Raw genomic sequence first — 24,717 nt, 5'->3', positions numbered from 1 at the left:
AGGCGGGAATCCAAGTTCTGCAAGCATATCGTCTGCTCAAGCAACTTGGATCCCCGCCTCCACGGGGACGACGGTGCAACAGTTTTCCTGAACCGCCGCTTCCTGTACAATCGCGGATTGCCCAGAATTTTCCGCCGCAATCCACATGCCTGAACTCCGCCGCAATCCGCTTCCTGCCTCCCAAGATTCCGCCGTCGCCGTCGCCGAGGCTGCTCCGCCGGTCGTGATTCCGCCAGCCGCGGCCGGCGTCGCCGCACCCAGGGTCGGCTTCGTCTCGCTCGGCTGCCCGAAGGCCCTGGTCGACTCCGAACAGATCCTGACCCAGCTGCGCGCGGAAGGCTACGAGACCGCGAACTCCTATGACGGCGCCGACCTCGTGATCGTCAACACCTGCGGCTTCATCGACGCCGCCGTGCAGGAATCGCTGGACGCCATCGGCGAAGCCCTGGCCGAGAACGGCAAGGTCATCGTCACCGGCTGCCTGGGCGCCAAGAAGGATGCGGCGGGCGACGACATCATCACCAAGGTGCACCCGAAGGTGCTGGCCGTGACCGGCCCGCACGCCGTCACCGAGGTGATGGAATCGGTCCACCTGCACCTGCCGAAACCGCACGATCCCTTCGTCGACCTGGTGCCGGACCACGGCGTCAAGCTGACCCCGAAGCACTACGCCTACCTGAAGATTTCGGAAGGCTGCAACCACCGCTGCAGCTTCTGCATCATCCCGTCGATGCGCGGCGACCTGGTCTCGCGCCCGATCCACGAGGTGCTGAAGGAAGCGGAGAACCTGTTCAAGTCCGGCGTGAAGGAACTGCTGGTGATCTCGCAGGACACCAGCGCGTATGGCGTGGATGTGAAATTCCGCACCGGTTTCTGGAACGGCCGCCCGATCAAGACCCACATGACCCAGCTGGCCGAGGCGCTGGGCCAGATGGCAAAGCAGTACGACGCCTGGGTGCGCATGCACTATGTGTATCCGTACCCGCACGTCGACCAAGTGATCCCGCTGATGGGCGAGAACCTCGTGCCTTACCTGGACATCCCGCTGCAGCACGCGCACCCGGATGTGTTGAAGCGCATGAAGCGTCCGGCCAGCGGCGAAAAGAACCTGGACCGCATCCTCGCCTGGCGCAAGATGAATCCGGACCTGGTGATCCGCTCGACCTTCATCGCCGGCTTCCCGGGCGAGACCGAAGAGGAATTCGAATACCTGCTGGACTTCCTGCGCGAGGCGCAGATCGACCGCCTGGGCTGCTTCGCCTATTCGCCGGTCGAAGGCGCAACGGCCAACGAGATCGCGAATCCGGTGCCGGAAGCCGTGCGCGAAGAACGCCGCGCGCGCGTGATGCTGCTGCAGGAAGAGATCTCGCTGAAGCGCATGCAGGCCAAGGTCGGCAAGAAGATGCGCGTGCTGGTCGATGAAGTCGGCCCGCGCGAAGCGATTGGCCGCACCGCCGCGGATGCGCCGGAAATCGACGGCGTGGTCCACATCAAGCGCGCGCTGACCCCGGGCAAGGCCAAGCCGGCGGTGGGCGAGTTCATCGAGGTAATCGTGACCAAGGCCGATGCGCACGATCTTTGGGCGACTGTGGCTTAAGAGCTAAGCCGTCGTTCCCGCGCAGGCGGGATAGCGCCCCAGCGCTATCCCCCCAAGTTTGCGCGCGTATCGACTGCTTGACGAACTTGGGTCTCCGCCTTCGCGGAGACGACGATATCGCAAGCGGTGGCAGCACTTTTGACTCCGGAGCAAAAATAATGACCAAGAAATCCCTCCAGACCACCCTGATCCACACCGACTACGTCGCCCCGCAGGGCTTCGACGCCTTCCCCAGCGCCATCCACCACGCCTCCACGGTCCTGTTCAAGGACGTCGCCAGCATGCGCAGCGGCGAGTGGAAGGACAAGAACGCCTATACCTACGGCCTGCACGGCACGCCGACCACCTTCACGCTCGAAGCCCGCCTGGCCGAGATCGAGGGCGGCAATCACTGCCTGCTGGCGCCGTCCGGCCTGGCCGCGATCGCGATGGTCGACCTGGCCCTGCTGAAGTCCGGCGACGACGTCCTGCTGCCCGAAAACGTCTACAACCCCAACCGCGAACTGGGACGCTGGCTGAGCGCCGACTTCGGCATCACGGCGCGCTATTACGATCCGCTGGTCGGCGCCGGCATCGCGGAACTGATCCAGCCGAACACGAAGCTGGTCTGGACCGAGGCGCCGGGCTCGGTGTCGATGGAAGTGCCGGACCTGCGCGCGATCTGCGCCGCGGCGAAGGAGAAGGGCGTGCTGGTCGCGCTGGACAACACCTGGTCCGCCGGGATCGCACTGCGCGCCTTCGATCTGGGTGTCGACATCGTCATGCAGGCGCTCACCAAGTACCAGTCGGGCGGCTCGGACGTGCTGATGGGCGCCGTCATCACCCGCGAGAAGGCGCTGATCGACCGCATCGCCATGGCCCACATGCGGCTGGGGATGGGCGTGAGCGCCGACGATGCCTGGCTGGTGATGCGCGGCCTGCCGACCATGAAGCTGCGCTTCGACGCCCACGACGCGGCCGCGCGCAAGGTCGCGGCCTGGCTGAAGAATCGTCCGGAGATCGCAAAGGTGCTGCACCCGGCCTTCGAGGATTGCCCCGGCCACGAGCATTTCAAGCGCGACTTCACCGGCGCCGGCGGCCTGTTCTCGGTGATGTTCGACGCCCGCTACACGGAAGCGCAGACCGACCGCTTCGTCGATGCGCTGGACTTGTTCGGCATCGGCTATAGCTGGGGCGGCGCGAACAGCCTGGTGATGCCGTACCGGATCCAGGGCATGCGCCGCAACTGGCCGGATGCCGGGATCCTGGTGCGTTTCAATATTGGCCTGGAAGATACCGATGACCTGATTGCGGACCTGGAGCAGGCGTTCGGCAAACTGTAATCGTTGCCTCGTCGTTCCCGGCACTGCCGGAAACGCCTTCCCGCGAAGGCGGGAACCCAAGTCATGCATGCGTTACGACAGCGCCGACAAACTTGGGTCCCCGCCTTCGCGGGGACGACGGGACTAGACCGGCATCGCGCGGTTGTTGTTCAGGTCCAGGAAGCCACGGATGATCCGGTAAGCCATCCACAGCCAGGCGCCGACCCAGATCACCCAGGCAAGTGGAATCCCTATGAGGGTGATGAACAGGAAGCCCGCTGCGACCATCCACACCACGTACCACCAGAACGAACGGATCATCCAGGTGTGGTGCGAATAGACCATGGTGCCGGCGGTTTCGGGACGCCTGATGTAATTGACGATCAGGACGATCACGTTCAACAGGCCGAGCGAAAAGAAGAAAGTGGCTGCGTGGGCGATGTAGAGGATGCGGGCAAACTGCTTGGCGTCTTCCATGCCGCGTTCGTAGACGAGTTCCTGGGACATGACATGCTCCTTGCTGGCTGATTGATGAGGTCGATTCGAAGATAGTGGATCGCGCACTCAGGCGGCGCGCGCCCGGGATTGAACCCAAGAAATGATGCTGCCGGCGTCCATGGCCCCGGCCTGGCGCGCGATCTCCTTGCCGCCCTGGAACAGCGCGATGGTCGGGATGCTGCGGATGCCGAACAGCCCGGCGATGTCCTGCGAGGCCTCGGTGTCCAGCTTCAGCAGGCGGACCTGCGGTTCCAGGCGGCCGGCGGCCTGGGCGTAGGCCGGCGCCATCATGCGGCAGGGTCCGCACCAGGCGGCCCAGAAATCGACCAGCACCGGGATGTCGTTGCGGCTGATGTGACGCGAGAAGCGGGCGCTGTCGACGTCCAGCGGCTTGCCTTCGAAAAGCGTTTTCGTGCATTTGCCGCAGACCGGCTGGTCGGCGAGGCGTTCGTTGGCGACGCGGTTGACGGCGTCGCAGTGGGGACAGACGATGTGCAGCGGGTCGGCCATGGCAAGCTCCTCCAGATATCGATTGTTCATATTGTAAGGCCGTGCGACGCCAGTTCGCGCTCCCGGCATAAAATCGGCCCATGAGCGACAGCACAAGCACCCAAGCCGTCTCCACCGGCGCACGCCTGATCGGCTGCGCCGGCTGGAGCCTCCACAAGGACGTGGCGGCCGCGTTTCCCGAAGATGGCAGCCACCTCGAGCGCTACGCGGCCGTGTTCCCGGCCGTCGAGATCAACTCTTCCTTCTACCGCCCGCACCAGCCGCAGACCTATGCGCGCTGGGCCGCCGCCGTGCAGCCCGGGTTTCGCTTCTCGGTCAAGCTGCCGAAATCGATCAGCCACGAAGCGCGCCTGCGCGACGCCGACGACCTGCTCGACCGCTTCGCCTTCGAGGTCAACCACCTGGGCGCCAAGCTGGGCTGCGTGCTGGTGCAGCTGCCGCCCAAGGGCGTGTTCGACGAAGAGGCGGCGCGCGACTTCCTGCCGCGCCTGCGCGCGCGCGTCGGCTGCATGCTGGCGCTCGAAGCGCGCCACCCGACCTGGTTCTCGGAGGCCGCCAGCGCCGTGCTGCGCGAACACGGCGTCACACGCGTGATGGCCGATCCGCCCGCCGGCCAGCCCGGCCCGCACATGCCGACGACAAGCGCCAGCTACATCCGCCTGCACGGCACGCCCAGGGTCTACTACTCCAGCTATCCGCCCGAGGCCCTGGCAGAGGTCGAGCAGCGCATCGCATCCCTGACCGCGAACGGCGCCGATTGCTGGTGCATCTTCGATAACACGGCCGCCTTTGCCGCGGTGCCGAACGCGCTGGAGGTGCTGCGCGCCCTGCAGCCAGCCGCCATCGTTTGACGCATTATGGTCCGCGCTTCCTTCCGTTTCTACGGTAATTTGAACGACTTCCTGCCGCGCGAACGGCGCCAGCACGACATCGCCACGCCCTGCGCGCGCATGGCCACGACCAAGCACATGATCGAGGCGCTGGGGGTGCCGCATACCGAGGTCGAACTGGTCCTGGTCAATGGTGAACCCGCCGGTCTCGATCTGCTGCTGGAAGAGGGTGACCGCGTGTCGGTCTATCCGCATTTCACCCGGCTCGACGTCGCCGGCCTGGCGCCCGCGCCGGCGCTGCCGCCGGGACGCCTGCGCTTCGTCGCCGATGCCCACCTCGGCGGGCTCGCGCGGCTCTTGCGAATGGCCGGGTTCGACACCATCTACGACAACAGCCTAAGCGGCGACCAGGTCGAGGCGCTGGCGGTGGAAGAGAAGCGGCTGGTACTGACCCGCGACCGCGAATTGCTGAAGCGCCGCACCATCGCCCATGGCTGTTATGTGCGCGCGCTGAAGGCCCAGGCGCAGTTGCGCGAAGTCTTCGAGCGCCTCGGGCTGGCCGAGCGGGCGCGCCCCTTCACGCGCTGCCTGCACGACAACGCGCCGCTGCGCACCGTGCCCAAGGCCGAGGTGCTGGCGCGCCTGCCGCCCCAGGTCGCCGCCGCCAAGGAAGAATTCAGCACCTGCGCAGTCTGCGGGCGCGTCTACTGGAAAGGCTCGCACTGGGAGCGCATGAGCGGCATGCTGGCGCAGGCCGCGCGCAATGACTGACTACTTTCGTGATGTACACTATACCGATCCTTTGCCAGACAGCGTGAGAGCATGTTGCAACAGGTAAGCTTCCCCCTCCGAACCGAATGTCCGCCAGGCGCCTGCGTCTGCGAGCGCGAGCGCCTGCTCGCCGAGCCCGATGCCGACCTGCGCCCGCTGCGCCTGACGCGCATGGAGGAGCAGAAGCTGATCGACCGCATCGAGGGCATCGCCAGCTATGAAGAACTCAAGCGCCTGCAGGACAGGATCCGCACCAACCTCGGCGTCGAGCTGAAGATCACGCCCAGCCCGAACGAGGTGCGCACCCTGCGCGGCATCGTCATCCTGCTCGAAGACCGGCCCGGCCTGTGCAAGAAGGTGCGCCAATCGATCCCGGCCGCCGTGCGCAAGGCGCTGGAGCGGCATCCGGAGATCACTTATGCGATCCTGGATGCGAACGATTTGTTCGGCATGTGAGCCGCGCCGGCGCGGCGCATCGCCAGCACCCCTTGGCCTTTTGACCGATAGCCGTCCAGCCGTTCGGCCAGGAAGCGCGGCAGCGTCTCCGGCGGCGCGGGCGTGAAGCCGGCCTCTCCATAAAATCCGGCCAGGCGAGCGTAGGGCAGGCAGAAGGCCTCCCCGCGCTCCAGCCACGGAACACAGCGCGCCAGCAGCGCGCGGCCGATGCCCTGGCGCTGGCAAGCCGCCGCGACGTGCATGCCGCGCAGGACGATCACGCCTTCTTCTTCGCACAAGCGCACAACGCCGACGATGCGCCCATCGGTCGTTGCGGCGAATACGCGGTCGATATCGAGCACGCCGCCGCCATAACCGGCCTCCTCATAGAACGCGCGCACCCGCGCCAGCTCACTGCGGTGCACGATCGCGATGCCGGGCATGGCTTTCCTTGAGTCGCGGGGACATGACGGCGTGCGCGGCGCAGGCTCCCAGCAGCGTGCCCAGCAAATGCGCCTGCCAGGCCACGCTCACGCCGGCGGGCAAATCGGTGAAGGCGGCCGTGTGCGCGAAGGCTTCCCACAGGGTCTTGCTGGCCAGGGCCAGCGCGGCGCACACCAGCACCGGGCGGCTGACGGGATGATGGCGCCAGGCCAGCGCGCCGCCCAGCACCGCCGTGAGCACGGCCAGGCCGGAGGCGCCGCGGTACTCGTTGAGGCCCGGCGCCAGCGCCAGCAGGCCGAGCGAGATCAGCAAGGCGCCGCCGCCCAGCACCAGCGCAAGGCGGCGCGAACCCACCGCCGGCTCGGCGACGACGCCCATCGCGATCAGCACCAGCGCATCGGCGCCGGCGTGCGAGAGCGAGTAGTGGACCAGGTGGCCGCTCCACAGCCGCCACAATTCCCCACGCAGGACCGCGGCGCGTTCGAAGGCGAAGCCGGCGGCGATCGGCTCGCCCGCGCAGGCGAGCAGCAGGCAGGCGCCGCCGATCGTACAGGTGACCGGTGCGCGCCTAAGCACGGCGGCGTCCGAGGCACCAGGCGACGCCGACGGCCAGCAGCGCCGCCAGCCAGCCGAAGCTGCCGGCGCCATGCCCGCCGCGGTACTCGCTGCGGTCCACCTGGATGCCGGGATCGGACTTCGCGCGCTCCTTGAAGCCGGCCAGCTGCGCCTGCAACTGCGGAATCATCTGGTCGACCGCCTGCGCATAGCCGTCCGACTGGGCGCCGCGCACCTCCTTGCTGTAGCCGGCCAGCGTGGACGAGCCCTTCACCTGGCTGGTGCCCGGCGCGCGGAACAGCAGCTTGCGGCTGCGGACGTCGAACACCGCGGCGTCGACCATGGTCTGCACGTCGTACTGGTCGCCCTTGATCAGGTAGGCGCCGACCACGGTCCAGTACAGCACCGCGAGGCGGTTGGTGTCGTTGAAGCGGATCTGGTCGTAGGACACCAGCGCGATCACGTCGACGTTGAACATCCGCGCCACCTGGTCCAGGTTGGCGAAGCCGCCGCGCGGGCGCAGGTAGCTGCTCGGGATGACTTCGATGCTGCCGAGGTAGTCGTACTGGCCGAAGGATGCCTTGACGCGCTCCAGCAGCTGGGTCTTCGCCGCTTCCTGCAGGCCGGCGCCGCCGCCGCCCGGCGCGAAGGCGATGCCGACCCGCACCGGCAGGCGCAGGCGCGTGACGGTGGCTTCCATCTTCGGCGGCTCCTTGGCGTCCGGGTAGAGATAGTCGACGACGCTGCCGGCCTGGCGTTGGCCTTGGTGGTTGCCGAACATCGATGCGCAGCCGCCCAGCGAGAGGAGGACGGTAACGAAGAACAGGGTGATCAAGCGCTTCATGCATGCCTTTCAGTGAGGCCGCCCGAGCGGCGGATCATGGCATGATGGCATTGCTTGAAAGCGCATCAAATCAAAGAAAACGGAGGCCCGGAATCCGGCACCTCCGGTATCGCACGACGCTACCGCGGGCTCAATGCGCCTGCCCGCCACCCAGGTAAGCCGCCACCACCTTCGGATCGGTCTTCAAACTCGCCGCCGGCCCGTGCACCGCAATGCTGCCGTTCTCCAGCACATAGCCGTAATCGGCCACGTTCAGGGCCGCCTGCGCGAACTGCTCCACCAGCAGCATGGTCACGCCCTCGGATTTCAGGCGCGCGATGATGCGGAAGACCTCGTCGACAAGGATCGGCGCCAGGCCCATCGAAGGTTCGTCGAGCAGCACCACCTCTGGATTCAGCATGACCGCGCGCGCCATCGCCAGCATCTGCTGCTCGCCGCCGGACAGGGTGCCGGCCAGCTGGGTGCGGCGTTCCTTCAGGCGCGGGAATAGTTCCAGCGCGCGTTCGAGGTCGTGCTGGATGTCGCCTTTCGGGCGCGCCCGCGTGAAGCGCGGGAAGGCCCCGAGCAGCAGGTTGTCGGTGACGCTCATCGTCGCGAACACGCGCCGGCCTTCTGGCGAATGGGCCAGGCCCGCGCGCGCGATGCGGTGCGAGTCGAGGCCGGTGATGTCGCGGCCGCCGAGCTGCACGCTGCCGCTCTTCGGCTTGATCATGCCCGAGATGGCGCGCATGGTGGTGGTCTTGCCGGCGCCGTTGCTGCCGATGAGGGTCACCAGCTTGCCCTTCGGGACTTCGAGCGAGATCCCGTGCAGGACTTCGACCTTGCCGTAGGCGGCGTGCAGGTTCTGGATGGCTAACATGCTGGCTCCTATTGTGCGGCCGCTTGCGGCGCGGGCGGGGCTTCGGCGGCGCCGCCCAGGTAGGCTTCGATGACCTTCGGATCGGACTGCACCTTGCCAGGTGTGCCCTCGGCGATCTTCTGGCCGAAGTCGAGCACCGTGACGGTGTCCGAGATCGACATCACGACGTCCATGTGGTGCTCGATCAGCACGATGGTGATGCCGTGGTCGCGGATCTTGCGGATGATGGCCATCAGTTCGCGGATGTCCGGGGCGGTCAGGCCGGCGGCAGGCTCGTCCAGCAGCAGCAGGCGCGGATCGAGCGCCAGCGCGCGGCCGATTTCCAGCAGGCGCTGCTTGCCGTAGGGGAGGTTGCGCGCTTCTTCGTTGGCCAGTTCGGCCAGGCCGATGAACTCCAGGATCGCCGCGGCCCGCGCGCGCGCCGCCAGTTCCTCGCGCCGGTAGCGCGGGGTGGCCAGCATGGCGTCGAGCCAGGACGAGCGGAAGCTGTGGTGCAGGCCGACCAGCACGTTCTCCAGCGAGGTCATCTCGCCGAACAGCTGCACGTTCTGGAAGGTGCGCGCCACGCCGCCCAGCGCGATCTGCGAAGGCGTGCGGCCGGTGATCGGCTGGCCGGCATACACGACGGCGCCGGCGGTCGGCTTGTAGATGCCGGTCAGGACGTTCATCATCGTGCTCTTGCCGGACCCGTTCGGGCCGATCAGGCCGTGCACGGTGCCGCGTTCCACTTTCAGGTCGACCTGGTTCAGGGCCTTCAGGCCGCCGAACTGCATCAGCACCTGTTCCACGCGCAGCAGCTCGCCGCCTGCCGCACTCGCATCGAGCTTGGCGCCGGCTGCCCGTACGCCCGCGAACGGGTCGGCCTGGCCGGCGCCCTGGGCTGCCACCACGTGCACGCGGCCGCGTCCCATCAGGCTCTTGAAGAAGCCGACGATGCCGTCCTGCAGGTAGTAGACCACGAACAGTGTCATCAGGCCGAAGATGGTCAGGCGCCAGTCGACCATGCTGTCCAGTTTATATGCGACCACGGCCAGGGCCAGGGTCGCCAGCACCGGCACCGCCGTGCGGGCCGGCGTGGTGCGGCGCTTCGCGATCATCAGCGCGGCGACGATCACGCCGAGGACGGCCGCCGTCACCGCGATCTTGCGGAACACCTCGATGTCGGACAGGAGGCTGGGCAGCATGACGACGATGGTCGCGCCGATCAGGGCGCCCAGGCGGCTCTTGCGGCCGCCCATGATCACCGCCAGCAGGAACAGGATCGTGAGTTCGAAGTTGTAGCTGTTCGGCGAGATGTACTGCTCCGAGTAGGCATACAGGCTGCCGGCCAGGCCCGCGAAGCCGGCGCTGATCACGAAGGCGTACACCTTGTAGCGGTAGACCGAGACGCCCATGCAGTCGGAGGCGATCGGGCTGTCGCGCAGGGCCTCGAAGGCGCGCCCGACGTGGGAGCGCAGCAGGCGGTGCACCAGCAGCAGCGACAGGAACATGAAGCCGGCCACCGCGTAGTAGTACTCGACCTCGGTCAGCTCGCGCCCGAACACGCTGGGCTTCTGCAGCTGGATGCCGAGCGGGCCTTCGGTCAGGAAGGTCATCTCGTTGATCAGGATTTGCACGATGGTGCCGAAGGCCAGCGTCACCATCGCCAGGTAGGGACCGGTCACGCGCAAGGCCGGCAGCGCCAGGACCGCGCCGAACAGCGCGGCGAAGCCGATGCTGGCCGGGACCGCGACGAACCAGGGCGCGCCGAGCTTGAGCACCAGGATGCCGGTGGCGTAGGAGCCGATCCCGAACAGGCCGGCGTGGCCGAGCGAGACCTGGCCCGTGTAGCCGACCACGATGTCCAGGCCGTAGAGCAGGATCGCGTAGATCAGGATGGTCTCGGCCAGGTGCACGTAGTACGGATTGGTGAACAGCAGCGGATAGGCCGCCACCAGGACGATGCCCGCACCGATGGCGGCCAGCGCCAGGGGATTCTTGTTCATTGTCAGACCTTCTTGATCGCGGCTTTGCCGAACAGGCCGGACGGCTTCACGGCCAGCACCAGCAGCAGGAGAACGAGGCCCGGCACTTCCTTGTAGCCGGTCGACAGGTAGAAGCCGGTGGCGGTTTCGGCGATGCCGAGGATGATGCCGCCGACGATCGCGCCCACGCCCGAGGTCAGGCCGCCGATGATCGCCACCGCGAAGGCCTTCAGGCCCAGCGAGGCGCCCATCGTGGCGCTGGTCAGCGTGAGCGGCGCGATCAGGGCGCCGGCGAAGGCTGCCGTGGCCGAGGACAGCGCATACGAGAAGGTGATCACCATGCGCGTGTTGATGCCCATGAGACCGGCGGCCTCGCGGTCGTTCGAAGTCGCGACCACCGCTTTGCCGTAGATGGATTTGCGGTTGAAGATCTCGACCGCCAGCATGATGGCGACGGCGCCGATGATGACGGCCACCTGCATCGGCTGCACGTTCGCGCCCATCAGCGTGAAGGGCTCCGACGAAATCGGCGAGGGGAAGGGCAGCACGTCCTTGCCCCAGATGTTTTCTGCGACGTTCTTGAAGATGATGGCCAGCGCGATGGTGGACATGATCCAGCCGAACTCGGACTTGATGCGGATGGCGGGACGCACGCCGATCCATTCGACGAACATGCCCTGGATGGCGCCGAACACCATCACAAGCGGAATCATCAGCCAGTAACTGATATAGGGGCCGCCGTGGATGGTCCCGACCAGGGACAAACCGACCAGCGCGCCCAGCATCAGGGCCTCGCCTTGGCCGAAGTTCAGCGTGCCGGAAGTGGCGAACGTGAGTTGATAGCCGAAGGCGATGACGGCATAGATCATGCCGAGCGCGATCCCGGAGAACACCAGCTGGAGGAGGATTTCCATTTTTTTACCCTGAGTGACCCGATGCGTGTGCACCGTCATCCCCGCGCAGGCGGGGATCCAAGTTCGCCACAGCGGACGCAAAACCTGGGTTCCCGCCTGCGCGGGAACGACGGGTAAAAGCTTACTTTACCGGCACCACACGCCCGTTCTGCACTTCGCCGAACTTGGTGTTCTCGAAGTTGATGGCCTCGTGGTCGGTCTTGCTGTAGGGCTTGTTGTAGGTGGCGACGACGCCCTCGATCGGGGTCTTCAGGTCTTCCAGCGCGGCGGCGATCTTCGGGCCTTCGGTGCTGCCGGCCTGCTGGATCGCGGCGGCAAGCAGGTAGACCGAGTCGTAGCCCTGGGCGGCCGACACCGCCGACGGCATGCGGCCGTTCGGCGGGTTGTAGGCTTTCACGTAGGCGTCGATGAAGGCCTTGCGCTTCGGCGTATCCGGGTTCTGGATGAAGGTCTGCGGCATGCGCGTGCCGTTGCCGTTGGCCCCGGCATTGTCGATGAAGTTGGCCATCGCCAGGGTCCAGCTGCCGACGATCGGCACTTTCCAGCCCAGCTTCTGCATGCCGTTGGCGATCTGCGCCAGTTCCGGGCCGATGCCGTAGGTGAGGACCACGTCGGCGCCGGCCTGCTTGGCGCGCAGCAGCTGCGCGGTCATGTCGACGTCGCCGATGTTGTACTTCTCGACCGACACCGGCTTCACGTTCTTCGTGGCCAGGACTTTCTCGAGGTCTTCGCGGCCCAGCTGGCCGTAGTTGGTCGAATCGGCCAGGATCGCCGGCTTCTTGAAGCCGCGGCGGATCGCTTCATCGGCGATCATCGTCGACTGGATCGTGTCGTTGGCGGAGTTGCGGAAGACGTAGTTCTCCGGCTGGTTGGCGAACTGCTTGGTGACGATGGAGCCGGTGGCGACGTTGTTCATCACCGGGATCTTGGCCTGCTGGTAGAAGCGCTGCGAGGCCAGGGCCACGCCGGTGTTGATGAAGCCGACGGTGGCGACGACCTTTTCCTTGTTGATCAACTCCTGCGCGATCTGCACGCCGCGTTCCGGCTTGGCTTCCTCGTCGCGCTCGACCAGCTGCAGCTGGCGTCCGAGCACGCCGCCCTTGGCATTGATTTCAGCTGCCGCCAGGCGCACGCCGTCGCGCATCGACACGCCCATCGGCGCCGAGCCGCCCGTGAAGGGACCGGACACGCCGATCTTGATCGGATCCGCAGCCATCGCGGACATCGACAAACCCAGTGCTACACCTGCAACCAATGCTTTCAGTTTGAAATTCATTGCTGTCTCCGTAGTTGATTTTCTTGCCGTACGTGGGTATGCGCCGCGGGGGCGCCGGACCGATCGTCGGGCAATTGTAGGATGGCAATTGAGCAACAGCAAACGAATCATGTTGCGCGTTGCAACATGCGTCATTCATACAAACGCGTAAGAAAAACGTAAGGAAGGGGGTGTATGGCGGGACGAAAAAAAAGAGGCCGCACGCAGTGCGACCTCCCCATTTTAGTGCAGATTTTGCCGTTTAGCGATGCCTGCCCGGACCGCCGTGGTATCCACCGCGATAGCCGCCGCGGTGACCCCAGTTGCTCCAGCTGAATCCGAGTCCGATCGTGACCGGCGGGTACCAGAAGGGATCGTAGACCGGGGCCGGCGCATACACCGGCGCCGGCACGTAGACCGGCTGGGTCACGTAGGTGGTGCTGGACGGCGCCGGGCTGTAGGTGACGACATCCGAGCTCGTCACACGGCCGGCGTCGCCGGCGGCGGCGGCCTGGGCGCCGGTGCCGTTCGGGACCGGGGTCACCGAAACGACTTGCCAGCCGTTGGCGTCGGGCGCCTGCGCATACGCGCGGCTGCCGTAGTTGGCGGGACCCGGATATTGGGTCGCGCAGCCGCTCAGGGCGGCAACTGCAAGAATGATGGCGAGATTTTTCATGGCGGTTCTCCTCACCTCCATACTATAGGGATTCTGTTGCCGCTTGCTTGTTCATTTACAGCCTGTTACAGCTGTTCACTTTCTTGAAACGTCATGCACGCCGGCGCCGGCTCGACAGCGCCACCGCGACCAGGATCATGCCGAAGCCGGCCAGGTGGTACAGGTGCGGCGCCTCGCCCAGCAGCGGCCAGGCCGCCAGGGTGGCGAACAGCGGGATCAGGTAGACCGACATGCTGGCGCGCGCCGGGCCGGCCACCGCCACCAGGCGGTCGAAGCAGAAGTAGGCGCCAAGACTGGGGACGATCGCGAGGAAGGCCAGCGCCACATAGAGGCGGCCGTCGCCGAAGGAGGGGACGTCGCCGCCGATCGCTTCCAGCGCCGCGAAGGGCGCCAGCACCAGCGCGCCGCCGCCGATCAGGGCCGCCAGCTTGACGGTGCCGGGCAGCGGCGGCAGCGGCAGGCGTTTATTGAACACCGTGTACAGCGACCAGCCGATCGCGGCCAGCACCACCCACAGGTCGCCGCGGCCGAACTCGAGCTGGCCGAGGGCGGCGATGTCGCCTTTCGACAGCACCACCAGCACGCCGGCGATCGCCACCACCAGGCCCCAGCCCTGGCGGCGGCCCAGCGGCGCCTTCCACACCAGGCGTTCGACCAGGGTCACCAGGGCCGGGCAGGCAGCCAGGATGATGGCGACATTGGCGGCGCCGGTGTGGCGCGCGCCGATGTATTGCGGGGCCACCGCCATGCCCATGCCGAGCATGGACAGCAGCAGGATGCGCGGCCAGTTGGCGAGCAGGGTGCCGCGCAGCGCCCACAGTCGTGGCCCGACGGAGGGCACGAGAACCAGGAAGGCCAGGGCCCAGCGGCCGAAGGCGAGGAAGACCGGGGGAATGTCCGCGCCCTGGGCCCAGCGTGCGACCACCAGGTTGGCGGCGAACAGGGCAGGGGTGACCAGCATGAGCGGCAATTCGGCACTGAAGGCGGCGCCCTGGACACCCAGTCCGCCGCGGGATACTGCTTCCGACACTACATGACTCCTTGTTTTGAATGCCGGGAAATCATACTGCACCGCACAAAAAATGTGCTTCTGTTCCATTCGCTCCACAAAATGCATATGGAAGAATCTTTTGCATATGGGCTAAAATGCGCAAGAACTATCTTTAACCTCGCTTGTATAGACAAGGAAGCCCTGCCATGAAGGACGGCCAGCTCGACGATATCGACCGCCACATCCTGCGCACCCTCAGCCGCGACGGACGCATCAGCAACCAGAAACTGGCCGACACCGTGAACCTCTCGCCCACGCCCTGCTGGCACCGGGTCAAGGCGCTGGAGGAAGCCGGTTTCATCACCGGCTATGCGGCCGTGTTCGACCAGCGCCGCATGGGGGTGCCGGACACCGTGATCATCGAAGTCACCGTGGACCGGCACGACGACGAGATCTTCAAGGCCTTCTCGGACGCGCTGGCCGAGCTGCCCGAAGTGACGGAAGCCTATCTGCTGTCCGGCGAATACGACTACCTGATCAAGGTGGCGGTGGCCGGCACCGAGGGCTACGAGAACTTCCTGCGCCAGAAGCTGTACAAGCTGCCCGGCGTGCGCCACACGCGCTCGACATTCGCGCTAAGGTGCCTCAAACGTTCGCCCTCGGTGAATCCCTAGTTGAACAAGTCGATCCGCAGCGCCTGCGCCAGGGCCTGGTAACCGGCATTGTTCGGGTGCAGGTGGTCGCCGCTGTCGTAGGTGGCGCGCAGGCGCGTGCTGCGCGCCGGGTCGCGCAGCGCGAGGTCGAAGTCGGCCACGGCGTCGTAGTTGCCGGCGCCGCGGATCCAGGCGTTCAGGCCCTTGCGCACATTTTCCCGCGCCGCCGTGTAGTAGACATGGCCTTCGAAGGGCGTCAGCGTGGCGCCGGTGGCCCGGATGCCGCGCGCCCGCGCCCGCGAGACCAGCTGCTGGTGGCCGGAAATCAGGCTGCTGGCCGGGATCGGATTCGAGCCCGGGCTGTAGACGATGTCGTTGATCCCGATGAGGACGATCAGCCAGCGCACGCCGGATGTGCCGAGCACGTCGCGGTCGAAGCGGGTCAGCGCCTTCTGCCCGGCCAGCATCGCTTCCGGATAGTCCTTCAGCAGCGAGTTGGCGCTGATGCCGCGGTTGGCCACGCCGATATTTCCGCTCACGCCCAGCTCGAGCTGCAGGCGCCGCGCCAGCATGTCCGGCCAGCGCCGGTTGGCGTTGGCGGTGCTGGCCTGGCCATCGGTGATCGAGTCGCCGAGCGCGACCACGGACGACGATGCGCTCAGGCCGGAATAGGGGCCGCTGACGTCGACTTCGCTGAGGAAGGGCCAGGTAGCGATGGTGCGCGAGACCGGCAGGCTTTGCACGGCGCTGCGGTCGCCGGCGGTCGAGACATAGCTGGTTTGCAGGGCCACGTTGTGCAGGGTCGTGACGCGCACGCTGCCCGGCAGGTAGAGGCTGACGGCCAGATCGGAAAAGGGCGGCACGTTGAAATTCGCGCCGTCCGACAGCACGGCCGCGCCGGCCGCGATCGTCACCGAGCCGCGGCCGCCAAACAGCAACTGGCGCTCAGTGCCGGCCACGGTGACCGCGCCGCTGGAACGCAGCGCGATGCGGGCCGTGCCGATGCTCAGCGGCGTGCTGCCCATCTCGTTCGAGATGCGGATCCGCACGCGGCTGCCGGCCACGCTGGCGTGCACGATCAGGCGCAGCGTCTGTCCGGACAGCGTCATCGTCGATGCGCTCGGGGGCGGACCGGCCGGCGCCGCGCCCCAGGAAGCGACCCAGAGCTCGGCGGCCTGGGCCTCGGATAGCGGCGCCAGCGCGGGCAGGGCGAGCGCGGCGGCGAGGGCCGGGCCGCTCTTCAGGAAGCCGCGGCGTGGCGGGTTGGACGGGGCGTCGCCTGGCTCGCCCTCGTGCTCGGGATGCTGGATCGGTCTCATGAAGGTCTCCTCGGAATGGACGAGCGTTAGACCACACGGGCCGCGCTTCGTCTCACGCCGAAAACAGGCTCAGAGGTATCGCCTGCGCCATCAGCTGGTAGCCGGCAGCGATTCCTGCTGCAGCCGGCGCGACAGCCAGTCGGGCCAGCGGCGGTTGGTGTTGCTGCTGCTGCGCGCGCCGTCGGTGATCGAATCGCCCAGCGCGACCACGGCGCGGGCCGTGCCCGACGCCGGCAGCACGTCGACCTCGGCCAGGAAGGGCCAGGAACCGATGGTCTTCTGGACCGGCAGGCTGGGCGTGGAAGCGTAATCCCCGCTCGATGAGATGTAGCTGGTCTGCGCCGCCATATCGTGCAGGGTCGTGGCCTGCACGCTGTCCGGCAGGTAGAGGCTGACGGCGAGATCGGCCAGCGCGGGCACGGCCAGCTCCACGGGATCCGAGACCAGCGGCGCGCCGGGCGGAATGGTGGCGAAGCTGCGTCCGCCGAACCTCAGCTCACGGCTGCTGCCGGCGACGACGCCGGCGCCGCTGGAACGCAGGCCGATCTGCGCCGTGCCGATGCGCAGCGGCGTACTGCCCATCTCGTTGGACAGGCGCACCCGCACGCGGCTGCCGCCGATGCTGGTGTGGACGATCAGCCTCAGGGTCTGGTTGGCGATGGCCAGCGTGGACGCGGCCGCGGGCGGTCCGGCCGGCGCCGCGCCCCAGGTGGCGCACCAGGCTTCGAGCGGTGCGGCGCTTGCGCTTGCCGGTGGCGCGCACGTGGCGAGAGCGGCGGCGAGCGCCGGACCGGCTTGCAGGAAATGGCGCCGCGCCTGGATCGAACGCGGCGCGGCAGCGGACGGCGGCTGGGCAGGCATGCGGGAATCTCCTATGGTTCCCGCATAATCTACGCCTTTTACTGTCCAGCTCGCTTATGCGGCCGGGATGCTTTTTTGCGCCAGGTCGAAACCCGCTCAGCTTCCATTCAGGAAAGAATTGCCAGCAAACCGTCCAGGCCGGTGAAATTCAGCGCCACATCGGCTTGCGCACGCACCACCGGCTTGGCGCGGAAGGCCACCGACAGCCCGGCAATGCCCATCATCCTGAGGTCGTTGGCGCCGTCGCCCATCACGATGGCCTGGCGGGGTTCGATGCCGAGCTCCGCGCAGACACGCTGCACGGTGCGCATCTTTTCCTCGGCGTCGACGATGCCGCCGGCCACGCGGCCCGTCAGCTTGCCATCCTGTTCTTCCAGCAGGTTGGCGTGCACGTAGTCCAGCCCCAGCCGCGCCTGCAGGCGTCCGGTAAAGAAGGTGAAGCCGCCCGACACCAGCAGGGTCTTCAGGCCGGCCGCCTGCACCGCCTCCAGCATCGCTTCGCCGCCCGGCGAGATGCGCAGGCGCTCTTCATACACGCGGCCGAGCGCCTCGACCGGCAAGCCTTCCAGCAGGGCCACGCGGCGCTTCAGGCTCTCGGCGAAATCGAGCTCGCCGCGCATCGCGGCTTCGGTGATGGCGGACACCTGCGGCTTCAGGCCCTGCATGTCGGCGATCTCGTCGATGCACTCGATGGTGATCAGGGTCGAGTCCATGTCCATCGCCACCAGTTTGAAGTCGGCCAGGGTCAGATCCGCATCGATGAAGGTGGCGTCGACGCCGGCTGCTTCGGCGGCCGCCTCGATGCTCGCCTTGAGCGCTGGCGTGAAGTCGACACCGTCGGCGCGCAGCGCGTGCGCATTGAGGGGCGTGGTGCTGCGCGGCTGGGCCAGGGCGGCGACCGCGGCGAGCACGCCGTGGCCGGCCGCGGGGCCTTGAACGATCAGTTTTTTGGACATGGCTTACGCTAATAATTGTTTGATGGTTTGCTTGACCTGGTTCACGCGCGCCTGCAGGTCCGGCATCGCGGCCGTGATGCGCAGCTTGTCCTGGCCGGCCAGCTTGACCTGGCGGTTCTTCTGGATCAGCGTGATGATCTTGATCGGATCGATGGGCGGCTTTTCCATGAACTGCAGACTCGCCGCTTCCGCGTGCGCATCGATCTTGACGATGCCGACCTGCCTGGCCGAGATCCGCAGGCGGTGGGTTTCGATCAGGGCTTTCACGGCATCGGGCAGCTTGCCGAAGCGGTCGATCAGCTCTTCCTGCATGTCGTCGATGCGGTCCTGGGTCTCGCAATTCGCCAGGCGCTTGTAAATCGACAGGCGTTCGTGGACGTCGCCGCAGAAGTCGGACGGCAGCAGGGCCGGCACGTGCAGGTTGATCTCGGTGGTCGAGGACAGCGGGGCCGCCAGGTCCGGCTCGCGGCCCGCCTTCAGCGCCTTCACCGCCTCGTTCAGCATATCGGAATACAACTGGAATCCGATCTCCAGCATCTCGCCGGACTGGTTCTCGCCCAGCACTTCGCCGGCGCCGCGGATTTCCAGGTCGTGCATCGCCAGGTAGAAGCCGCTGCCGAGTTCTTCCATCGCCTGGATCGCGTCCAGCCGGCGCTGCGCCTGCTTGGTCATGTTCAGCGCGTCGTTCACCAGCAGGTAGGCATAGGCCTGGTGGTGCGAACGGCCGACGCGGCCGCGCAGCTGGTGCAGCTGGGCCAGGCCGAATTTATCCGCGCGGTGCATGATGATGGTGTTCGCGGTCGGCACGTCGATGCCGGTCTCGATGATGGTCGTGCACAGCAGGATGTTGAAGCGCTGGGCCACGAAGTCGCGCATCACCTTTTCCAGGTCGCGCTCGTGCATCTGGCCGTGGGCCACGCCGATGCGCGCTTCCGGCAGCAGCTCGCGCAGCATCGAATGGCGGTTCTCGATGGTCTCGACCTCGTTGTGCAGGAAGTAGACCTGGCCGCCGCGTTTCAGCTCGCGCAGCACGGCTTCGCGGATGATGGAGCCGTCCTCGCTGCGTACGAAGGTCTTGATGGCGAGACGCTTCTGTGGCGCGGTAGCGATCACGGAAAAGTCGCGCAGGCCTTCGAGCGCCATGCCCAGCGTGCGCGGGATCGGCGTCGCGGTCAGGGTCAGCACGTCGACCTCGGCGCGCAGGGCCTTCAGCGCTTCCTTCTGGCGCACGCCGAAGCGGTGCTCCTCGTCGATGATCACCAGTCCCAGGCGCGTGAACTTGACGTCCGGCGACAGCAGCTTATGGGTGCCGATCACGATGTCGACGGTGCCGTCGGCCATGCCCTTGATCGCGTTGTTGATCTCCTTGCCGGTGCGGAAGCGCGACAGCTCGGCGATCTTGACCGGCCAGTCGGCGAAGCGGTTGGCGAAGGTCTGGGCATGCTGCTCGGCCAGCAGGGTGGTCGGCGCCAGGATCGCGACCTGCTTGCCGCCCATGACGGCGATGAAGGCGGCGCGCAGCGCGACCTCGGTCTTGCCGAAGCCGACGTCGCCGCACACCAGGCGGTCCATCGGACGGCCCGAGGTCATGTCCTTGATGACGTTGGCGATCGCCTCGGCCTGGTCCGGCGTCTCGTCGAAGCCGAAGCTCTGCGCGAAGTTCTCGTAGTCGATGCTCGAATATTCGAAGCTGTGGCCGGTGCGCGCGGCGCGGCGGGCGTACAGGTTCAGGAGTTCGGCGGCGGTGTCGCGCACCTGCTCGGCGGCCTTTTTCTTGGCCTTGTCCCACTGGCCGGAACCGAGGGTGTGCAGCGGCGCGTCTTCCGGCGAGGCGCCGGAGTAGCGCGATATCACGTGCAGCTGCGACACCGGCACGTAGAGCTTGGTCTCCTTGGCGTATTCCAGGTGCAGGAACTCGGTGTCGCCCTCGCCCAGGTCCATGCTGACCAGGCCCATGTAGCGGCCGATGCCGTGGTTGATGTGCACCACCGGGTCGCCGATCTTCAGCTCCGACAGGTCGCGCACCATCGATTCGACCTGCGAGCTGGCTTCCTGCTTCTTCTTGCCGGCGCGCCGGCCCGAGCCCGCATACAGCTCGGTCTCGGTGATGAACACCAGATGGCCGCACTGCGCGTCCATCAGCTCGAAGCCGGCCTGCAGCGGGGCCACGCCCAGCATCACTTGCGCGCTTGAGGCACACAGGCCCTGGTAGCCCTCGACCGGGACCGTGTCCAGGCTGTATTCGTTGAAGTACTGCTGCAGGGTTTCGCGGCGGCCGTTCGACTCCGCGCAGATCATGACCTTGGCGTCCGTCTTCAGGAGGAAGGAACGCAGGTTGGCGAGCGGATCGTCGAGACGGCGGTTGACGGCGATGTCGGGCAGCGGCGCCGAGACCTCGGAAGCGGCTACGGAGCCATCGCGCGTGATCGCCCAGCGTCCGTGCGGCTTGGCGCAGACGAAGAAATCCTCGGCGCCGAGGAAGATCTCCTTCGGCGCCAGGATAGGCCGTTCGCGGTCGGCCTTCAGGAATTTGTAGCGCGATTCCGTATCAAGCCAGAAGCGCTGGATCGCTTCTTCGATGTCGCCGACCAGGGCCAGCGGCGAGTCTTCCGGCAGGTAGTCGAACAGGGTCGCGGTCTCCTCGAAGAACAGCGGCAGGTAGTATTCGATGCCGGCCGAGGCGATGCCGCTGCCGATATCCTTGTAGACCGGCGAGCGGCTCGGGTCGCCTTCGAATCGTTCCCTCCAGCGCCCACGGAAGGCGGTGCGGGCCTGCTCGTCCATCGGGAATTCGCGGCCCGGCAGCAGGCGCACTTCCCGGACCGGGTAGAGCGAGCGCTGGGTGTCGGCGTCGAAGGTGCGGATGGTCTCGATCTCGTCGCCGAACAGGTCGAGGCGGTAGGGCAGGGCGGAGCCCATCGGGAACAGGTCGATCAGGCCGCCCCGCACCGAGTATTCGCCCGGCGACATCACCTGCGTCACGTGGCTGTAGCCGGCCAGGGTCAGCTGGGCCTTCAGCTTTGCTTCGTCCAGGCTCTCGCCCTGGCGGAAGAAGAAGGTGTAGGCAGCCAGGAAGGAAGGCGGCGCCAGGCGCACCAGGGCGGTGGTGGCCGGCACCACCAGCACGTCGCACTGGCCGTTGCGGATCTCGTGCAGGGTCGCCAGGCGCTCCGACACCAGGTCCTGGTGCGGCGAGAACGCATCGTAGGGCAGGGTTTCCCAATCCGGCAACAAGTGGCAGGCCAGCTTGCCGTCCGCGAACCAGGGGATTTCGTCCAGCAGGCGCTGGCCGTCGCTGGCATTGGCGACGATCACGGTCAGCATCTGTTTGTTCGCCTTCAGCGCGAGCGCGGCGAGCGCCAGCGCATAGGCGTCCGACGAACCGTGCAGGTGAGGCAGGGCGAAGCGTTGTGCGGGCTTGGGGAGGTGTTTTTTCAGGTCGAAAGGCATGCGGGAATTATAGTCCAAGCAGCCGTTCGAAGACCCGCGCCCGCTCGTCCCTGCCGTCGCCCACGCGCGGATAGTCCGCATCCTGCACGCCCTGGTCCATCATCATGCGCAGGCAGGCCAGCCGTTCGGCTTCGCGCAGCGCGCTTGCTCGGTCGTCGGACTGCATGGCGCATGGCAGGGACATTGGCGCTTCCAGCGTTGGCCTATACGCAACCGGATTGCACGCCAGGCCAAGTGAATGAATGGCACTGACTGAAACGAAAACAGCAGTAACAAGAAAGGGCGCGGTTAGCGCCCCTTTTTTCGTCCCCCGGCGCTACCCCGCGCCGTCAGGCTTCCAAGTCGCGCAGGTACTTTTCTAGTGCCCTTAAATCGGCCTTTGTCGCGTCATCTGCAAGCCCTGCTGCGACCTGATCCCGCTTTGCCGTCACTAGCTCAATCAGCTTGGCCTTTGCCGGTTCATGGACCCTTGCCAGCATGCCCAATGCCGGAAAGCCGCTAAAACGCCGAAAGAGCTCGCTACGCGGGTCAGACGGGTCTGGGTTGTCATGTATCCAAATCAGGCATTCAAGGGCTTTGGCGTAATCGCCCGCCGTAGCGGCGTCTGCCGATTCCTGCAATGTGTTCGCTAAATTTCGCATTTTCACCCCGATAAAAAGCCCTCGCTGTTAAGCGAGTGCTGACAGTGCCGGACTAGTGATTACCAAGCGAAAACCCACGAGTTGAGCCACGCCCAGTTATTCGTGTAGCAGCTATCCTTGCATTTCCAATAATAATCTGTAGCCACAGTACGGCACCCGAAATTGTTTTCGGGGGTCTTGGCCGCAATGTCGCAGTATTCAAAAAACGTTCGGGAAATGGGCTTGCATACATTTTGGACGCAATCGACGGGTTTTTAACCGGGCGGATTACTAACGTCGCCCCCACCGGACGGCATTTACCCAGCGGGCGGGAAATCGTTCCCCCACGTATAACCGCCGCCATCCCACCCGCCATCGTCCCATTCATCGCCGTCAGGCCTTGTCCCTTCAATCACAATGGTGCATGTTTGGTCGTCATCGGTCCCGACGCAGGAATTGGCCGCGCCGGGATTGCGAAGCGCGGCAATGCCGTTTTGAATCGCCATGAAAGAAGTTACGCGCGTCGGCTTGTTTTGGACGCGGAATTTTACCCGCGCGCTGGTGTCGCTCGTCAGGCCGAGCATTTCGCCGTTCGGCCCGTAGGACGCCTTGATATACCTGCCGTCAGTGTAGACGACGCCGGAAAATTTGCCGCCGTCGTATTGGTAGGTTCCGACTACATCGTTTTGGCCGATTTCCTTCACCAACCGCCCGTTTTCGTAGCCGTACCGCGTCACGCCGTTTTTATCACTCCGCATCAGCACCCTGCCGCGTACGGCCAAATACCTGGGCTTCAGATCAAGCTTTTTCGGCGCGGTCTGCGGCGGGGCTTCGCGCACAGTCCCCAACTGTTGCGCGCCCAACGGTAGGGCCAAGGCGGCCAGGACAATTGCCCCGGATAAGGTCTTGAACCATTTCGACATTATTGCCTCCATGATCGTTTATGAAAGTCCGCCGTACGGACGGCAGCAACCCATCATAGGTAAGCGCCCGCGCGGACAGTTTGCTGGTTCCCATGTAGTTGTTAGATACAACACAACGACCCCGCGCATGTATGGAAAACGAACTTGCCGAAGCGCTCGACGCTTCGCGGGCAACAATTCCGAAGTGGGAACCGAATCGACGCTTTTTATACCCATTCAGGCAGGCGATAAGGCGCGCTTTCAGCCATCACGCGCGACAGGCGCAAGGCAAGCCAGCGCATGACCGGGACCGCCATTGAATTACCCAATGCGGCATAATGCAGCGACTCCGGCGCTTTGGCCTTGCCCCGCCAAGGAATATTCGTTCAGTCGTCCGGCAGACCGTGCAAGCGTTCGCATTCAATCGGCGTCAGTCGGCGGACGAATTCACGGCGCGTATGCGGCAGGGCGAAGCGTTGTCCGGGCTTGGGGAGGTGCTTTTTCAGGTCGAAAGGCATGCCGGGATTACGGTCCAAGCAGCCGTTCGAAGACCCGCGTCCGCTCGTCGGCGCTGTCGTCCGCGCCCGGATAGTCCACATCCTGCACGCCCTGGTCCATCATCATGCGCAAACAGGCCAGCCGTTCGGCTTCAAGCAGCGTGCCGGCCAGCGCGGTCGCCGGGGCCTGGTCCGCGGCGCCGAGGATCGCCGCGGCGATCGGCGGCGGCATCTCCCATTGCATGGCGATGCGCGCCGCCAGCGTGCGCGTGCGCGCCAGCAGGGCGTCGACGAAGGCGGGCTCCCGGGGCAGGGCGTCGGCTTCCAGCACGCTGTCGAACAGGCGGAAGGCGACGATCAGGCCGAGGTCGTCCATCAGGCCGGCGAGGTAGGCTTCGAACGGGTCGGCGCGGAAGGACGGGGCGAGCAGGCTGGCGGCCAGCGCGCAGTTTTCGGTATGGTTCCAGAGGCGCGGTCCCGCCTGGCGGCTGTGGCGCCCGCCCTGCATGCCGATCAGCGGACGGAAGGCGGCGCGCGCGAGCAGCATGCGCAGGCCGTTCCGGCCCAGCACCAGCAGGGCGGCATCGATGGTGCGCACCTGTCTGGACGAGCGGTAAAACGGGCTGTTGGCTTCGCGGATCAGTTCCGCGACCAGGGCAGGGTCGCGCGCGACCAGGCGCGCCAGGTCGGCGCTGGAGGCGTCCTCGTCGCGCAGGCTGCGCAGCAGTTGGGGAATGACTTCCGGGACGCGCGGCACCAGGCCTTCGGCATCCGCCGGAGATGCGATCAGGCGATCGAGTTCGGCCAGCACCAGCTGGGCATGGGTGAGCGCTTGCGGGGTCGGCGCGGAGGCTGTGGCGCCGGCCGTCAGGCAATGCCAGAGGTCCTGGTCCTTGCGCCCTGCGGGCGTGGCAGGGGCCGCGGCGGCTTGCGCCACGATGGGCCCTGCGCGCGCGGCAGCCATGCCGCCGCCGAACAGCCGCGCAATCCAGTTTTTCATCGCCTGGCACCCTCG

Annotated in this window: 26 protein-coding genes; 6 read left to right on the top strand and 20 right to left on the bottom strand. The window is 66.2% G+C overall.

Going from position 1 to position 24,717, the window contains the following annotated elements:
* Positions 1 to 145 precede the first annotated feature (145 nt).
* Positions 146 to 1,597, top strand: a complete 1,452-nt coding sequence (rimO, locus tag ACFPO9_RS02295) for a 30S ribosomal protein S12 methylthiotransferase RimO (RefSeq protein WP_379766437.1) — start codon at positions 146 to 148, stop codon at positions 1,595 to 1,597.
* A 158-nt stretch (positions 1,598 to 1,755) separates the two neighbouring features.
* Positions 1,756 to 2,919, top strand: coding sequence for a cystathionine beta-lyase (locus tag ACFPO9_RS02290; RefSeq protein ID WP_379766434.1), 1,164 nt, complete (start codon positions 1,756 to 1,758; stop codon positions 2,917 to 2,919).
* 123 nt (positions 2,920 to 3,042) lie between these two features.
* Here the strand turns inward: ACFPO9_RS02290 and ACFPO9_RS02285 are convergent, their stop codons facing one another.
* On the bottom strand, positions 3,043 to 3,405 hold the full coding sequence (locus tag ACFPO9_RS02285; protein WP_379766431.1) for a DUF4870 family protein: 363 nt from the start codon (positions 3,403 to 3,405) through the stop codon (positions 3,043 to 3,045).
* A gap of 57 nt (positions 3,406 to 3,462) precedes the next feature.
* On the bottom strand, positions 3,463 to 3,906 hold the full coding sequence (gene trxC, locus ACFPO9_RS02280) for a thioredoxin TrxC (RefSeq protein WP_379766428.1): 444 nt from the start codon (positions 3,904 to 3,906) through the stop codon (positions 3,463 to 3,465).
* Between the two features lie 80 nt (positions 3,907 to 3,986).
* On the opposite strand from trxC, the gene ACFPO9_RS02275 reads away from it, so the two are divergent.
* The 3 genes from ACFPO9_RS02275 to ACFPO9_RS02265 are packed head-to-tail and all read left to right on the top strand — an operon-like array spanning position 3,987 to position 5,963.
* The gene (locus tag ACFPO9_RS02275) at positions 3,987 to 4,757 is read left to right on the top strand and encodes a DUF72 domain-containing protein (RefSeq protein WP_379766425.1); all 771 of its coding nucleotides are present in this window, start codon (positions 3,987 to 3,989) and stop codon (positions 4,755 to 4,757) included.
* 6 nt (positions 4,758 to 4,763) lie between these two features.
* Positions 4,764 to 5,507, top strand: coding sequence for a Mut7-C RNAse domain-containing protein (locus ACFPO9_RS02270; protein WP_379766422.1), 744 nt, complete (start codon positions 4,764 to 4,766; stop codon positions 5,505 to 5,507).
* Positions 5,508 to 5,558: 51 nt separating this feature from the next.
* A complete protein-coding gene (locus ACFPO9_RS02265; protein ID WP_379766419.1) occupies positions 5,559 to 5,963 on the top strand; it encodes a hypothetical protein in 405 nt (134 codons plus the stop codon).
* On the opposite strand, the gene ACFPO9_RS02260 is transcribed toward ACFPO9_RS02265, so the two are convergent.
* The 9 genes from ACFPO9_RS02260 to ACFPO9_RS02220 all read right to left on the bottom strand — a co-directional run bounded on the left by ACFPO9_RS02260 (position 5,924) and on the right by ACFPO9_RS02220 (position 14,483).
* Entirely contained in the window at positions 5,924 to 6,385 is a 462-nt protein-coding gene (locus ACFPO9_RS02260) for a GNAT family N-acetyltransferase (protein ID WP_379766416.1), read from the bottom strand. The genes ACFPO9_RS02265 and ACFPO9_RS02260 overlap by 40 nt on opposite strands.
* Entirely contained in the window at positions 6,354 to 6,962 is a 609-nt protein-coding gene (rrtA, locus tag ACFPO9_RS02255) for a rhombosortase (RefSeq protein ID WP_379766413.1), read from the bottom strand. Before rrtA ends, ACFPO9_RS02260 begins: the two co-directional genes overlap by 32 nt.
* Complete coding sequence (gene rhlP / locus ACFPO9_RS02250; RefSeq protein ID WP_379766410.1) at positions 6,955 to 7,785, bottom strand: rhombotarget lipoprotein; 831 nt, start codon at positions 7,783 to 7,785, stop codon at positions 6,955 to 6,957. Before rhlP ends, rrtA begins: the two co-directional genes overlap by 8 nt.
* A gap of 130 nt (positions 7,786 to 7,915) precedes the next feature.
* Positions 7,916 to 8,644, bottom strand: coding sequence for an ABC transporter ATP-binding protein (locus ACFPO9_RS02245; protein ID WP_379766407.1), 729 nt, complete (start codon positions 8,642 to 8,644; stop codon positions 7,916 to 7,918).
* Between the two features lie 8 nt (positions 8,645 to 8,652).
* Complete coding sequence (locus ACFPO9_RS02240) at positions 8,653 to 10,629, bottom strand: branched-chain amino acid ABC transporter ATP-binding protein/permease (protein WP_379766404.1); 1,977 nt, start codon at positions 10,627 to 10,629, stop codon at positions 8,653 to 8,655.
* A 2-nt stretch (positions 10,630 to 10,631) separates the two neighbouring features.
* Positions 10,632 to 11,522, bottom strand: coding sequence for a branched-chain amino acid ABC transporter permease (locus ACFPO9_RS02235; protein WP_379766401.1), 891 nt, complete (start codon positions 11,520 to 11,522; stop codon positions 10,632 to 10,634).
* A 121-nt stretch (positions 11,523 to 11,643) separates the two neighbouring features.
* The gene (locus ACFPO9_RS02230) at positions 11,644 to 12,798 is read right to left on the bottom strand and encodes an ABC transporter substrate-binding protein (RefSeq protein WP_379766398.1); all 1,155 of its coding nucleotides are present in this window, start codon (positions 12,796 to 12,798) and stop codon (positions 11,644 to 11,646) included.
* Between the two features lie 241 nt (positions 12,799 to 13,039).
* Positions 13,040 to 13,453, bottom strand: a complete 414-nt coding sequence (locus ACFPO9_RS02225; protein WP_379766396.1) for a hypothetical protein — start codon at positions 13,451 to 13,453, stop codon at positions 13,040 to 13,042.
* A gap of 91 nt (positions 13,454 to 13,544) precedes the next feature.
* Positions 13,545 to 14,483 carry a DMT family transporter gene (locus ACFPO9_RS02220; RefSeq protein WP_379766393.1) on the bottom strand — a complete coding sequence of 313 codons (939 nt, stop codon included), beginning with the start codon at positions 14,481 to 14,483 and terminating at the stop codon, positions 13,545 to 13,547.
* Positions 14,484 to 14,650: 167 nt separating this feature from the next.
* Here ACFPO9_RS02220 and ACFPO9_RS02215 point away from each other — a divergent pair, with 167 nt between their 5' ends.
* The gene (locus tag ACFPO9_RS02215) at positions 14,651 to 15,118 is read left to right on the top strand and encodes an Lrp/AsnC family transcriptional regulator (RefSeq protein WP_230022301.1); all 468 of its coding nucleotides are present in this window, start codon (positions 14,651 to 14,653) and stop codon (positions 15,116 to 15,118) included.
* On the opposite strand, the gene ACFPO9_RS02210 is transcribed toward ACFPO9_RS02215, so the two are convergent.
* From ACFPO9_RS02210 to ACFPO9_RS02170, 9 genes are all read right to left on the bottom strand, one after another.
* Positions 15,115 to 16,416 (bottom strand): SGNH/GDSL hydrolase family protein, encoded by a 1,302-nt coding sequence (locus ACFPO9_RS02210; RefSeq protein ID WP_379766390.1) that lies wholly within the window; start codon positions 16,414 to 16,416, stop codon positions 15,115 to 15,117. The two genes, ACFPO9_RS02215 and ACFPO9_RS02210, sit on opposite strands and share 4 nt — an antisense overlap.
* Positions 16,417 to 16,506: 90 nt before the next feature.
* Positions 16,507 to 17,277, bottom strand: a complete 771-nt coding sequence (locus tag ACFPO9_RS02205) for a hypothetical protein (RefSeq protein ID WP_379766388.1) — start codon at positions 17,275 to 17,277, stop codon at positions 16,507 to 16,509.
* 107 nt (positions 17,278 to 17,384) lie between these two features.
* Positions 17,385 to 18,233 (bottom strand): phosphoserine phosphatase SerB, encoded by an 849-nt coding sequence (serB, locus tag ACFPO9_RS02200; RefSeq protein WP_379766385.1) that lies wholly within the window; start codon positions 18,231 to 18,233, stop codon positions 17,385 to 17,387.
* Between the two features lie 3 nt (positions 18,234 to 18,236).
* A complete protein-coding gene (gene mfd / locus ACFPO9_RS02195; RefSeq protein WP_379767583.1) occupies positions 18,237 to 21,683 on the bottom strand; it encodes a transcription-repair coupling factor in 3,447 nt (1,148 codons plus the stop codon).
* Between the two features lie 7 nt (positions 21,684 to 21,690).
* Complete coding sequence (locus ACFPO9_RS02190) at positions 21,691 to 21,867, bottom strand: hypothetical protein (RefSeq protein ID WP_379766381.1); 177 nt, start codon at positions 21,865 to 21,867, stop codon at positions 21,691 to 21,693.
* 145 nt (positions 21,868 to 22,012) lie between these two features.
* On the bottom strand, positions 22,013 to 22,324 hold the full coding sequence (locus ACFPO9_RS02185) for a hypothetical protein (RefSeq protein WP_379766377.1): 312 nt from the start codon (positions 22,322 to 22,324) through the stop codon (positions 22,013 to 22,015).
* A 296-nt stretch (positions 22,325 to 22,620) separates the two neighbouring features.
* Positions 22,621 to 23,226: a hypothetical protein gene (locus ACFPO9_RS02180; protein ID WP_379766374.1), complete on the bottom strand. Its 606-nt coding sequence runs from the start codon at positions 23,224 to 23,226 to the stop codon at positions 22,621 to 22,623.
* Between the two features lie 365 nt (positions 23,227 to 23,591).
* A complete protein-coding gene (locus ACFPO9_RS02175; protein ID WP_379766372.1) occupies positions 23,592 to 23,723 on the bottom strand; it encodes a hypothetical protein in 132 nt (43 codons plus the stop codon).
* Positions 23,724 to 23,730: 7 nt separating this feature from the next.
* Positions 23,731 to 24,702 (bottom strand): HDOD domain-containing protein, encoded by a 972-nt coding sequence (locus ACFPO9_RS02170; RefSeq protein ID WP_379766369.1) that lies wholly within the window; start codon positions 24,700 to 24,702, stop codon positions 23,731 to 23,733.
* Positions 24,703 to 24,717 lie beyond the last annotated feature (15 nt).

This window comes from Massilia aerilata (assembly GCF_042656905.1).
GTDB classification, from domain to species: domain Bacteria; phylum Pseudomonadota; class Gammaproteobacteria; order Burkholderiales; family Burkholderiaceae_D; genus Telluria; species Telluria aerilata.
The sequence above is the reverse complement of the archived record's forward strand: the minus strand, read 5'-3'. Positions and strand labels throughout refer to the sequence as shown.